Source organism: Agromyces lapidis, assembly GCF_009749405.1.
GTDB classification, from domain to species: domain Bacteria; phylum Actinomycetota; class Actinomycetes; order Actinomycetales; family Microbacteriaceae; genus Agromyces; species Agromyces lapidis.
The window spans coordinates 111,848-124,546 of the sequence record NZ_WBIQ01000007.1 but is presented as its reverse complement, the minus strand read 5'-3'; the positions used below and the strand labels follow the sequence as shown (position 1 = coordinate 124,546).

The following is a 12,699-nucleotide window of genomic DNA, read 5'->3' as shown; positions in this document are numbered from 1 at the left end:
CCATGACGACGGCTGCGACGACACTTCCGAGCGACGAGCGCGTGGCGCGATCGGCGCTGCGGCCGGTGTTCGTGGCGCTCCGGCTGGGGCTCCACCTCCTCGTCGTCGGGCTCACCCTCTTCGTGATCGTGCGCGCGCTCCTCGCCGACGATCCCGGCGAGGTGCCCATCACCATCCTCGCCGTCGCCTTCCTCGCCTGCTACGGCGCGGGCGTCGCGGCCGCGCACCGGCATGTGCCGACCTTCGCCCGCGTGCTCTGGCTCACCTCGCTGCTCGCGCTCTGGGTCGGCATGTCGGCGCTCACGCCCGACGCGGCGTTCCTCGCCTTCCCCCTCTTCTTCCTCGAGCTCCACGTGCTCGCCGCCCCGATCTCGGTGCCGCTCGTCGTCATCACCTTCGGACTCTCGGTGTGGGGCACGGCCACGCACCTCGGCTTCGAGGTCGGATCGATCCTCGGGCCGCTGATCAGCGCGGGCGTCGCGATCGTGATCGGGCTCGGCTACCGCGCCATGTCGCAGGAGACGCAGGAGCGCCAGTCGCTCATCCTCGATCTCATCGCGACCCGCGAGGAGCTCGCGGCCGCGAGCCGCGAGGCCGGCACGCTCGCCGAGCGCGAACGGCTCGCCCGCGAGATCCACGACACCGTCGCGCAGGGGCTCTCGAGCATCCAGATGCTGCTGCACGCGGCCGAGCGCGACGTCGACGACGAGCGGGTCGCCGAGAAGCTCCGACTCGCCCGCGAGACCGCAGCCGAGAACCTCGGCGAGGCACGTCGGTTCATCCGCGAGCTCACCCCGCCCTCCCTCGACGAGCAGACCCTGCCGGCCGCGCTCCGCCGGCTCACCGAGGCGGTGAACGAGCAGGCGAGCCAGGCGGGTGCCGACACCCACGTCGAGTTCGCGACGAGCGGCGACCCCGTGCTCCTGCCGATGACGCTCGATGCGGCGCTGCTCCGCATCGCGCAGGGCTCGCTCGCGAACGTGCTGCGCCACGCGGAGGCGCGCGCCTGCTCGCTCACGCTCAGCTACCTCGGCGACGAGATCGCGCTCGACATCGTCGACGACGGCCGCGGCTTCGACGCAGATGCGGTCGCGCGCCGGGCCGATCCGGCCGAGTTCGGGCTCCGCGCCATCCGTCGGCGCGCCGAGGAGCTCGGCGGCACGGCCGACGTCGAGACCGCCCCCGGCGAGGGCACGGCGGTCTCGGTGCGCATCCCGGTGGTGGCGTCATGATCCGGCTCCTCCTCGCCGACGATCACCCCGTCGTCCGCGCCGGCATCCGGGCGATGCTCGAGTCCGAGTCGGACCTGCAGGTCGTCGCCGAGGCCGCCACCGCCGAAGACGCGGTGCGGCTCGCCCGGGGCGACACGGTCGACCTCGTGCTCATGGATCTCCAGTTCCCCGGCGCCATCCAGGGCGCGGAGGCGACCCGGCGAATCCGGGCGGTTTCCGGCGCACCGCGAGTGCTCGTGCTCACGAACTACGACACCGACGCCGACATCCTCGGTGCGATCGAGGCGGGGGCGAGCGGCTACCTGCTGAAGGATGCCCCGCCCGACACGCTGCTCGCCGCGGTGCGCGCGGCCGCGGTCGGCGAACAGGCACTCGCGCCCGGGCTCTCGTCGCGGCTCGACGCCTCGCAGGCGTCGGGCGAACGGCTCACCGTTCGCGAGGCCGAGGTGCTCGCACTCGTGGCCGAGGGCCGCACCAACCGCGAGATCGGCAAGACGCTGTTCCTCAGCGAGGCGACCGTGAAGTCCCACCTCGTGCACATCTTCACCAAGCTCGGCGTCGGCTCACGCACCGCGGCCGTCGCGCGCGCCCGCGAACTCGGGGCGATCCGGGCGGGCTGAGCGATGCCTCGCGCACGCATCGTGCTCGTCCACGGCATCCGCACCTCGGCGACGATGTGGCGGCGGCAGCTCGATGCGCTGGCGGCGCACGGCCTCGAGGCCGTGGCGATCGACCTGCCCGGTCACGGCACCCGCCTCGGCGGCGACTTCTCGATCGACGAGGCCATGACGATCATCGACGCGGCGCTGAACCCGCCCGACGCGGATGCGGCCTCCGACGCCGCCGTGCCGCGGCTGCTCGTCGGTTTGAGTCTCGGCGGGTACCTCGCGATCGAGTTCGCGGCGCGGCATCCCGACCGGCTCGACGGGCTCGTGGCGGCGTCCTGCGGAACGCTCCCCCACGGCTCGGCCCTTGCCGCCTACCAGTCGATCGCGGCATCGATCGCCCGACTGCCCGACCGCGGGCGCGGGCTCAACGACGCCATGGCGGCGGTCTTCCTCAGCAAGGAGTCCGTGCGCGACGTCGTCGCCGGCGGCGTCGCGCTCGACGTGATGGGCCCGGCGCTCACCGCCGTGGGGCGGCTCGATCCTCGGGCGGCCGTCGCGAAGGTGCGCGTGCCGATCTGGTTCGTCAACGGGCGGTACGACCACTTCCGGCTTCAGGAGCGCACGCTCCTGCGCGCGGCGCAGGACGCGCGGCTCGTGATCGTGCCCGGGGCGACGCACCTCGTGAGCCTCACCCGTCCCGACGATTTCACCGCGGCCGTGCTCGGCGCCGTCGCCGAGCTCGACCGTCGTGCCGCCGTGCGCCGCCGACTCGACGCTCGGCGCATTGGTGCCGCTCGCGCGTAGCTGGTATCGTTGCCTGTTGGCTTGCCGTGTGGGTCCCACCCCGCACGATCGCCGGGCACGAGCCCCTCTACCTCGTGACGGCACATCCTGTACCCACACGAGAACGAAAGACGAACCACACGTGGCAAACATCAAGTCGCAGATCAAGCGCATCAAGACCAACCGCAAGGCCGAAGAGCGCAACAAGGCCGTGAAGAGCGAGGTCAAGACCGTCGTCCGCGCCGCTCGCGAGGCCATCGCCTCGGGCGACAAGGAGAAGGCCACCGCTGCCGTCCGCGTCGCCGGCCGCAAGCTCGACAAGGCCGTGTCGAAGGGCGTCATCCACAAGAACCAGGCCGCGAACCGCAAGTCGGCGATCGCGAAGCAGGCCGCCGCGCTCTGAGTCGCGTCGCACTGCAGTCCGGCTGAAGGCCCCGCTCCGGCGGGGCCTTCGTCGTTCCCGGATGCCTCGCGAAGCGCTCCCCGCTCGCCTGCGGCCCGGCGTATCGGCGCGGGACGAACGTTCTCGGCCTGCGCCGCCCGCACGTCCCGCACCGCCTGCACGGCCTCTGCGCCAGTTCGACCGGCGCAGAGCCCACCGAAGCGGCGCAGCGCGTGGTCGCGCGCGGCGGACGCCGCGCCAGCCGGGCCGCGCTCGCGGAGGCCGCGCTCGCCGGGGGCCGCGCTCAGCGGCGGCCGCGGGCGGCGATCACGCCGACGAGACGCTCGAGCGCGAAGACCGGGTCGCGCTCGGCACCCTTGACCGCGGCGTCGGTCTGGGCGAGCGTCTCGATGGCGACGCCGAGGCCGGCGTCCGTCCAGCCGGCCAGATCACGACGAGCGCGGTCGACCTGCCACGGCGCCATGCCGAGCGAGGAGGCGAGCTGGCCGCCGCTCCCCCGCGAGCCCGAGACCTTCGCCATCGTGCGCAGCTTCATCGCGAAGGCGGCGACCATCGGCACCGGGTCAGCCCCGCTGTCGAGGGCGTGCCGCAACGCGATGAGCGCCTCGCCGTGACGGCCGGCGATGGCCGCGTCGGCCACCGCGAAGGAGTTCGTCTCGACCCGACCGCCGTAGTACCGGGCGACGACCGCCTCGGTGATGTCGCCGGGCGCATCGGACAGCAGCTGGCGGCTCGCGGCGGCGAGCTCGCGCAGATCGTCGCTGAACGCCCCGACCAGGGCTCGCAGCGCGCCCGGTGCGATCTTGCGCCCCTCCGCGCGGAACTCGGCGACGACGAAGTCCTGCTTCTCCGCGTCTTTCTTCAGCTCGGCGCAGACGATCTCTATGCCGCCACCGCCGCCTGCTCGGATCGCGTCGAGCAGCTTCTTGCCGCGCACGCCACTGCGGTGCCGCAGCACGAGCGTCGTGGCGTCGGCGGGCTGCTCGAGGTACTCGAGCGCGTCGAGGAGGAAGTCGTCGCTGGACTTCTCGACCCCGCTCACCCGGATGAGCCGGGGTTCGCCGAACAGCGACGGGCTCGCGAGCGTGAGGAGCTCACCCCGGCGGTAGCCGTCGGCATCGAGATCGCTGACCTCGAGCGCCGGGTCTTCGGAGCGCAGGAAGTCGCGCAGCATGCCGATCGCGCGCTCGGCGAGCACGTCTTCGGCGCCGGAGACGAGCACGATCGGCGCCGGCCGCACGGCGTGCCACGCCAGCTGCGGAATCGCGACCTTCGTTCGCGCTGAAGCGCCTGCTGCGCGTGCTGCCACCCGTGCCTCCCTGTTCCGTCGTCAAGTCTAGGGTCGGCCGCCGACACCGGGACACGGTGGCCGAAGCGGCGCCGACAGTAGTCTGAGTACGGTCCGGAGAAGACTCACTGCGCGTCGCGAGGGAGAGCAACGGGATGAGACCACTTCGATACTCGATCAACGTCACGCTCGACGGCTGCTGCCATCACGAGGCAGGGCTCCCGCCCGACGAGGAGTCGATGCGCTACTGGACCGCCGAGATGGAACGGGCCGATGCCCTGATCTTCGGCCGTGTGACCTACGGGATGATGGAGTCGGCGTGGCGACGGCCGGCCACCGGCACGTGGCCGGACTGGATGCGTGAGTGGGAGATCCCGTTCGCCGAAACGATCGACCGGGCGAAGAAGTACGTCGTGTCGAGCACGTTGAGCGGGGTCGAGTGGAATGCCGAGCTCGTGCGGGACGATGTGGGGCGAGCGGTCGAGCGACTCAAGCGAGAACCGGGCGAGGGCCTGTTCGTGGGTGGCGTGACGCTTCCCCTGGCGCTGGCGGATCTGGGACTGATCGACGAGTACGTGTTCCTCGTGCAGCCGGTCCTCGCCGGGCACGGGCCGACGCTGCTCGCAGGGCTGCGCGAGCGCATCCAGCTCGAACTCGTGGATCGCCAGGAGTTCCGGTCGGGAGCGGTCGCCATGCGGTACCGGCCCGCATGAGTGACGGATCGACCTGATTCGTCCGGGCGCGTCCACCGTGCCGGCCGGTGATCCGCCCTGGCAGAGCACCTCGGAGTCGTCGCCCGGGACCGCCGACGAGGCGTCCAACTCGGCTCGCAGGGCGCTTCGAACCTCGGGTCCACGCCGCTCAACCGTGCATCGCGCCGGCGCCGCCGACGCCGCGTTCGCTCCACACGCGCATCCCGTTCCCATCGGGTGAGAGCACGATCGTGCCGGAGAGGTCGGTGCGCAGCGGCATCGTGCGGGTGCGTTCGAGCAGTTCGAGCAGCCGGTCGGTCGGATGCCCGTATCCGTTGTCGGCTCCGACGCCGATGAGCCCGACCGACGCACCGAGCCGTTCGTACAGCGCATCGCGCTGATCGGCCGAACCGTGGTGCGCGACCTTCACCAGATCGACTCGCCCGAGCCCCGAATCCGTGAGCATGCGCCGCTGCGCATCTTCTCCGAGGTCGCCGAGGAACACCCCGCGATAGCTCGGGGCCGCGACCTCGAGCACGACGCTCGCGTCGTTGCCGGGCGGTGTGTCGGGTACCGGCCAGAGTATGCGCCACTGCGTGCGGCCGAGCGCGCCATGGGCGCCGGCCGTCACCGCGGTCGCCTCGGCACCCTCGGCGAGCAGCGGGTCGAGCGCCCGCGACGACCGTTCGCCGTCGAGCGGTCCGTGCAGCACGGTCGTGACCATGCCCTCGACCGCGGCGACGCCCCCGACGTGGTCGGCGTCCCAGTGCGTGAGCACCAGCAGGTCGATGCGCTCGACGCCGAGCAGATCGAGGCATCGGGTGAGCACAGCCGGGTCGGGCCCCGCGTCGATGAGCGCGGTCGCCTCCCCCGACCGCAGGAGCACGGCATCGCCCTGGCCGACGTCGCAGGCGGCGACCTCCCAGTCGCCCGGGCGCGAGATGCGGGTGATCACCTGTCCGCCCACGACGACGCCGAGCTGTACCGCGACGGCGATCACGAGCAGGGCGACCATGCTCGTGCGTGCTCGCCGACCGAGCGGCCGCCCCAGCACGAGTCTGAGCGCGAGCGCGGTGCAGACGGCGAGCAGCAGCGCGCCCGGGGCATCCGGAAGCCAGGGCAGGCGACCACCCGGCAGCGCCGCCAGGGTGTTCGCGACGACCGCGATCCACTGCGCCGGCAACCACGCGAGCTGCATGGCCGCGTAGCCGAGCGACGGCAGCACGGGCAGCAGCAGGCAGCCGATGAGGCCGGCCACGGTGCCGAGCGGCGCGGCCGGGGCCGCGAGCAGGTTCGCGGGCACCCCGTAGACCGCGATCGCCGGGTCGAGCAGCACGAGCACCGGCTGGCATGCGAGCTGCGCCGCGAGCGGCACACCGAGCATCACGGCGAACGGAACCGGCATCACGCGTGCGAGCGCCCGCGAGAGCGGCCCGGCGAGCACGAGCAGGCCAGCGGTCGCGCAGACCGAGAGCGCGAAGCCGTAGTCGCGCGCGTACCAGGGGTCGACGACGAGCAGCACGACGACCGCCAGCGCGAGCGCCGCGAGCCCGCCGCCGGGCCGCCCGGCCGCGACCGCGATGAGCACGACGACGGCCATCACGGCCGCCCGCACGACGCTCGACTCGGGCGTCACCAGTACGACGAACGCACCGAGCGCGAGCAGTGCGATGATCACGCGGATGCCCCGGCGCAGCCCCAGCGCCGCGGCCAGCGCGAAGGCGGCGGCCGTGACGATCGCGCAGTTCGCCCCCGACACCGCCGTGAGGTGGCTGAGCGAGCTCGCCTTCATCGCCGCGTCGAGCGGCTCGCCGACCGCGCTGGTGTCGCCGATCGCGAGCCCCGGCACGAGCGCTCCGCCGTCGCCGCCGAGCCGCGTGGCCGCGTCGGCGAAGCCGGTGCGCAGGCCGGCGCTCCAGCCGAGCCAGGCAGGAGGCGCGGCCACCTCGACGTCGGACTGGGCGCGCAACCGGAAGGCGGAGGCCTCGACCGAGGGTTCGGGCGACGCACGGGCGCGGAAGCAGAGCACCGCGCCGAGCTGGAGCGTCGCCGGAACCGCATCGACGATCCCGCTCACCGGCACGGGTGCGACCGCGGCTCCGTCGACCCGCACGATCCGCCCCTCGATCCGCATCGAGGAGCGCACCGGGCCCGACGCTTCGCCGGTGCGGTCGTCGTCCTCGACGGCTTGCGTCGCCGACCATGCCGGCGACACCGAGACCATCGCGCGCGGCGCCGCGGTGAGCTCGATGACGACCGCGACGGTCGAGCGTGCGTCGGCCGCACGCGCGAGCGGCGAGGCATCCCTGGCGGAGAGGGCGATGCCGGCCGAAGTCGCGACGAGCGCCGCCGCGACGGCGGCGATCGACGCGGTCGCGGCCACGGAACCGAGCCGAGATGCCCGCCCCCGAATCCCGTACCCGTACCCGTGCCCGAGCAGTGCGGCGAGCAGCAGCGCGGCCGCGAGTACCCAGAGCCACGTCGGAGCGACCCACTGCGGAACGCCGGCGTCGGGTGCGGCCACGACCAGCCAAGCCGCCGCCCAGGCCGCCGCAGCAGGCACGACCAGCCTCGCGTCGCGCATTCAGGGGGCCACCAGCTCGGCGAGCCCCGAGTAGACGGCGTCGCCGATGCCCGCCACGTCGAGCAACTGCTCGGTGCTCGTGAACGGCCCGTTGGCCTCACGCCAGTCGATGATGCGCTGCGCGAGCGCCGGGCCGATGCGCGGCAGGGTGTCGAGTTCTCCGACATCGGCCGTGTTGAGATGCACCTTGCCGTCGGCTGGGGCGCCCGCGCCTGCGCCCGCGGCCGGCGGCGGGGCCGCGCCGACGACCGGCACGACGAGCTGCTCGCCGTCGGCGACCGTGCGGGCGAGGTTCACCCCGGCCGGGTCGGCCTCGACCGTCAAGCCTCCGGCGGCGGCGATCGCGTCGACCACCCTCGCACCCTCGCCGAGCTCGACGAGCCCGGGTTCGGCGACCGCGCCGAGCACGTGCACGAGCACCACGGACGGTGAGGCGCCCGTCTCGACCACGGCGCCCGAGCCGTCGGCTCCCCCGTCGCCGGCGGAGCCGGAGAACGACACGCTGGGCTGCGCTCCCGCGCCCGAGCTCGCGAACGACAGCATCGCCGCGACGGCGACCGCCGCGATGAACAGCGCGACGGCCGCCCCCACGCCGAGTCGCACGCGCGCCGACGCCCGCCGCGCCGAAGGATCGAGCGCAGCGAGCGGATCGGATGGTTCGGAGCGCGGCATGCCCGCAATCTACGAGCGCCCGAGGCGGCGGAAGGCGCCGAGACGAGAAGCGCCGGAACATCCGCGGCGCGCGTCGATTGTCGAGGAGAGGTCGCCCGCGCGCGGCAGCCCGCGACGCCCGGTGGGCGCCGTCAGCGCGATCGTCGAGAATTCGGCGCCGACCGCGCGAAACGTTCGACGACCGCCCGCGCTCGCACGCCGATCCGTCGCACGGGGGCTCCGAACGGCACCTGCTGCAGCATCGCTCTGAGCCTCGGAATCCGCCGCGACCGGCGAAGCTCGCGCCGCGCGCGGGCCCGGGAGAGTTCGCGCGCCCAGGCCGCGACGACGCGACGTTCGTCGAACGCGCGCGCACTGCGCCGGGCCGCCCGTCTCATGGCCGCGACCTTCCGCGGCGACATGCGCTGCAGCGAGCCGATCGCGGCCGCGAGCGCCTCGATGTCGCCGCTCGGCACGAGCAGCCCGTTCCTGCCGTCGCGGATGAGATCGGCCGGGCCGTAGCGGATGTCGTAGGCGATCGGGATGCAGCCGGCCGCCATCGACTCGACGAGCACGAGCGGGAACCCCTCCGAGCGCGAGGTCAGCAGCAGGAACGACCTCGCCGCGAGATGCCGGCGCGCATCGGGGGTGAAGCCGTGCAGCTCAACGCCCGGCGTGCCGGCGGACAGGCGTTCGAGCGTCTCGCGCTCCTCACCGTCGCCGTAGACATCGAGCGTGAGCGGAGCTGCGGAGTCGCCCTGAGCGGCCGTCACCGCCCGGATCGCGTCCGACACCCGCTTCCGCGAGGTGAGCGAGGCGAGGACGATGCCCGCGCCCACCGGTCGACGTGCCGAATCGCGCCCGGGCCGGCGCGGCGGCGAGAGCACCTCGCGCGGCGGCCGTGCATTCGGGATGACGGCGAGATGCTCGTGCGGACCGCTGATCTCGGCGACCTCGGCCGCCTGACGCCGCGACAGCAGCGCGACGAGGTCGAAGTCCTCGAGGTGCTCGAACACCTCGCGCCGCGAGGCGCGCACCGGGTGCTCGGAACCCGGGCCCGCGCGGTGGGAGGCGTGCACCACGTGCGCCGTGATGACGTGCGATCTTCGGTAGCCCAGCATGAACGGGGCGATCGTCTTGCTGTCGACGATCAGGTAGCTCGGGCTCGACGCCGTGAGCGCGTCGAGCCAGGCCGTGTAGATCGGCCACGCGCGCCGCCAGGAGCGGACCGGCCTTCCCACGGCGTCGCAGAGCACCAGCGAGCGCCCGCCGAGCTCCCCCCGGCACCGGGTGTCCCTCCTGTCGCTGAGCACGAGGCTGCCGTCCTCGCGGAGGTGATCGATCTGCAGCAGGCGACCGCCGTCACGACGCACGCGGGCGATCACCCGTCCGTCGTCGCGGTGCAGCGTCTCGTGGGCCTCGTCTTCGCCGATCGGCGTGAACGCGTCACGGTCGAGGCGCAGGCGGCCGCCGGGCAGCGGATTCGCGCGCAGCCACTCGTAGAGGTTGACGATCGCGACCCCATCGGCGAGGACGCCGCGCTCGCGGAGCCGAGCCTCGAGCGCAGGGGTGTCGGGGCAGACGTCGAAGGTCAGGACCTGTACACCCACCCCGGCGAGCCGTGCGAACGAGGAGGAACGCGCGAGCAGCGCTGCGGTCATCCCGCCGTAGTCGTCGGGAATCGACCAGGTCACTGCGAAGTGGCGGCCACGGGGCATCCTGACTCGAACGGTCGCGCCCCCATCACGATCGAACATGCTTCGACGCTATTGCGACAGCCTTTGCAGCATCTGTGTGCACAGCGGAGCGGCGGCCGACCCGGGGTCGGCCGCCGCTCGGTCGTCGAACGCGCCGCCGTCAGCCGCGCGTCGCGATGTTCACGAGCCGCGGTGCCCGCACGATCACGTTCACGATCTCGCGATCGCCGACCGAGCGGACCACCGCCTCGGAGGCGCGGGCGAGCTGTTCGAGCTCGTCGGCCGAGATCTTCGGCGAGACCTCGAGGCGGTCGCGCACCTTGCCGTCGACCTGCACGACGGCCGTGACCTGCTCCTCGATGAGGAGTGCGGGGTCGGCCTTGCGCCACGGCACGAGTGCGATCGTCGGCTCGTAGCCGAGTCGCTGCCACATGTCTTCGGCGGTGTACGGCGCGAACACGTCGAGGATCATCGCGGTGACCTCGGCAGCCTCGCGCACGGCGGCATCGGATGCCCCCGGCCCCGAATCGATCGCCTTGCGGGTCGCGTTCACGAGCTCCATGAGGCGCGCCACGATGACGTTGAACTTGTACGCCTCGGCCAGCCCCGGGGCATCCGCGAGCAGTCGGTGGGTGGCCCGGCGGAGCGCCCGGTCACCGGTCGACCAGTCGACGTCGGGCGACGAGGTCACCTCGCCGGCGATGCGCCAGGCGCGCGCGAGGAACTTGGCGGAGCCGACGGGCGACAGGTCGGCCCAGTCGATGTCGTCTTCCGGCGGGCCGGCGAAGGCGAGGGTCACGCGAAGCGCGTCGGTGCCGTGCGCGGCGAGCTCGGACGCGAACTCGACGAGGTTGCCCTTCGACTTCGACATCTTCGAGCCGTCCATGAGCACCATGCCCTGGTTGAGCAGCGAGGTGAACGGCTCGGTGAAGCCGAGGTAGCCGAGGTCGAACAGCACCTTCGTGATGAACCGCGAGTAGAGCAGGTGCAGGATCGCGTGCTCGACGCCGCCGACGTACTGGTCGACGGGCGCCCACTTCTCGGCCTCGGCCGGGTCGAAGGCCCGCGTGTCGTCGTTCGCGTTCAGATAACGCAGGTAGTACCAGGAGCTGTCGACGAAGGTGTCCATCGTGTCGGAGTCGCGCTTGGCCGCGCCGCCGCAGTTCGGGCAGGCCACGTTCACCCAGTCGTCGGCCGCGCCGAGCGGGCTCGAGCCCTTCGGCTTCAGGTCGAGGCCGGCCGCGTCGGGCAGGCGCACCGGCAGCTCGCTCTCGGGCACCGGCACCTCGCCGCAGTCGGCGCAGTGGATGATCGGGATCGGCGTGCCCCAGAAGCGCTGCCGCGAGATCAGCCAATCGCGCAGGCGGTAGTTCTTCGCCGCGTGCCCGGTGCCGCGCTCGTCGAGGATCTCGATCGCACGACGGATCGCGTTCGACTTCGAGAGGCCGTCGAGCGGGCCCGAGTTGATGAGACGGCCCTCGCCGGTCAGCGCGACACCGGTGCCGGCCGGGTCGAGCGCCGGCAGGTCTTCGGGAAGGTACGGCACGCCGTTCTCGTCGAGCGGGATGACCGGGATGACGCCCGTGACGGGCGCGTTCGTGTCGACGACGACGCGCACCGGCAGCTCGAAGGTGCGGGCGAAGTCGAGGTCGCGCTGGTCGTGCGCCGGCACGGCCATGATCGCGCCGTGGCCGTAGTCGGCCAGCACGTAGTCGCTCGCCCAGATCGGCAGCCGCTCGCCGTTCAGCGGGTTGACCGCGTACCGCTCGAGGAACACGCCCGTCTTCGGGCGGTCGGTGGCGAGACGCTCGATGTCGGTCTCGGCGCGCACCGAGTCGAGATAGTCGTCGAAGCGCTGCTTGACCTCGGCGGAGGCGCCGCCCGCGAGCTCGGCTGCGAGGTCGGAGTCGACCGCGACGACCATGAAGGTCGCCCCGTAGAGCGTGTCGGGGCGCGTCGTGAACACCGGCACCCGGCCCTCACGGCCCTCGATCTCGAACTCGACGTCGGCACCCGCCGAACGGCCGATCCAGTTGCGCTGCATCGAGACGACCTTCGACGGCCAGGTGCCCTCGAGCTGGTTGAGGTCGTCGAGCAGGCGGTCGGCGTAGTCGGTGACGCGGAAGTACCACTGCGTCAGCGCCTTCTTCGTGACGACGGCGCCGCAGCGCTCGCAGTGGCCGTCGACGACCTGCTCGTTCGCGAGCACGGTCTGGTCGTTGGGGCACCAGTTGACCTGACCCGCCTTGCGGTAGGCGATGCCCTTCTCGTAGAGCTTCAGGAACAGCCACTGGTTCCACTTGTAGTACTCGGGGTCGCTCGTATGCAGCTCGCGCGACCAGTCGAAGCTCGGCGCGTACTGGCGGAACGACGCCTTCTGCTGCGCGATGTTCGCGTAGGTCCACTCGCGCGGGTCTGCGCCGCGCTTGATCGCGGCGTTCTCGGCGGGCAGGCCGAACGAGTCCCAGCCGATCGGGTGCAGCACGTCGAAGCCCTGGTGGCGCCAGTAGCGCGCGGCGATGTCGCCGAAGCCGAACGCCTCGGCGTGACCCATGTGCAGGTCGCCCGAGGGGTAGGGGAACATGTCGAGGACGTACTTGCGGGGCCGCGTGTCGCCCGACGCCCCGGCGCGGAACGGCTGGAGCTCGTCCCACACGGGAAGCCACTTCGCCTGGATCGCGGCGAAGTCGTACGCGCCGGGTTCGGCGTGTGCAGGGTCGTGATCGTGTGCCACGTGACTCTCAATCGTGTGTCGCTCGGC

The 12,699-nt window shown here is 72.5% G+C and carries 10 protein-coding genes; 5 read left to right on the top strand and 5 right to left on the bottom strand.

The genetic code is table 11. From position 1 onward, the window contains the following. Window positions 1-2: 2 nt before the first annotated feature. From GQQ93_RS11470 to rpsT, 4 genes are all read left to right on the top strand, one after another. Entirely contained in the window at window positions 3-1,232 is a 1,230-nt protein-coding gene (locus GQQ93_RS11470; protein WP_157424370.1) for a sensor histidine kinase, read from the top strand. Continuing rightward, window positions 1,229-1,852, top strand: coding sequence for a response regulator (locus GQQ93_RS11465; RefSeq protein WP_157424369.1), 624 nt, complete (start codon window positions 1,229-1,231; stop codon window positions 1,850-1,852). Before GQQ93_RS11470 ends, GQQ93_RS11465 begins: the two co-directional genes overlap by 4 nt. Window positions 1,853-1,855: 3 nt before the next feature. Continuing rightward, window positions 1,856-2,644, top strand: coding sequence for an alpha/beta fold hydrolase (locus tag GQQ93_RS11460; RefSeq protein WP_157424368.1), 789 nt, complete (start codon window positions 1,856-1,858; stop codon window positions 2,642-2,644). 121 nt (window positions 2,645-2,765) lie between these two features. After that, window positions 2,766-3,026, top strand: coding sequence for a 30S ribosomal protein S20 (gene rpsT / locus GQQ93_RS11455; protein WP_022890158.1), 261 nt, complete (start codon window positions 2,766-2,768; stop codon window positions 3,024-3,026). A gap of 283 nt (window positions 3,027-3,309) precedes the next feature. Here rpsT and holA read toward each other — a convergent pair whose 3' ends face one another. Next, window positions 3,310-4,335, bottom strand: a complete 1,026-nt coding sequence (gene holA / locus GQQ93_RS11450; protein WP_157424367.1) for a DNA polymerase III subunit delta — start codon at window positions 4,333-4,335, stop codon at window positions 3,310-3,312. Between the two features lie 134 nt (window positions 4,336-4,469). On the opposite strand from holA, the gene GQQ93_RS11445 reads away from it, so the two are divergent. Then, a complete protein-coding gene (locus GQQ93_RS11445; RefSeq protein ID WP_157424366.1) occupies window positions 4,470-5,027 on the top strand; it encodes a dihydrofolate reductase family protein in 558 nt (185 codons plus the stop codon). Window positions 5,028-5,175: 148 nt separating this feature from the next. Here the strand turns inward: GQQ93_RS11445 and GQQ93_RS11440 are convergent, their stop codons facing one another. The 4 genes from GQQ93_RS11440 to leuS form a co-directional block, all read right to left on the bottom strand. After that, window positions 5,176-7,569, bottom strand: coding sequence for a ComEC/Rec2 family competence protein (locus tag GQQ93_RS11440; RefSeq protein WP_170296179.1), 2,394 nt, complete (start codon window positions 7,567-7,569; stop codon window positions 5,176-5,178). 21 nt (window positions 7,570-7,590) lie between these two features. Next, on the bottom strand, window positions 7,591-8,262 hold the full coding sequence (locus GQQ93_RS11435) for a ComEA family DNA-binding protein (protein ID WP_157424364.1): 672 nt from the start codon (window positions 8,260-8,262) through the stop codon (window positions 7,591-7,593). Between the two features lie 131 nt (window positions 8,263-8,393). Next, the gene (locus GQQ93_RS11430) at window positions 8,394-9,998 is read right to left on the bottom strand and encodes a glycosyltransferase (RefSeq protein WP_157424363.1); all 1,605 of its coding nucleotides are present in this window, start codon (window positions 9,996-9,998) and stop codon (window positions 8,394-8,396) included. A 100-nt stretch (window positions 9,999-10,098) separates the two neighbouring features. Beyond that, window positions 10,099-12,672, bottom strand: a complete 2,574-nt coding sequence (leuS, locus tag GQQ93_RS11425) for a leucine--tRNA ligase (RefSeq protein WP_157424362.1) — start codon at window positions 12,670-12,672, stop codon at window positions 10,099-10,101. Window positions 12,673-12,699: the final 27 nt, after the last annotated feature.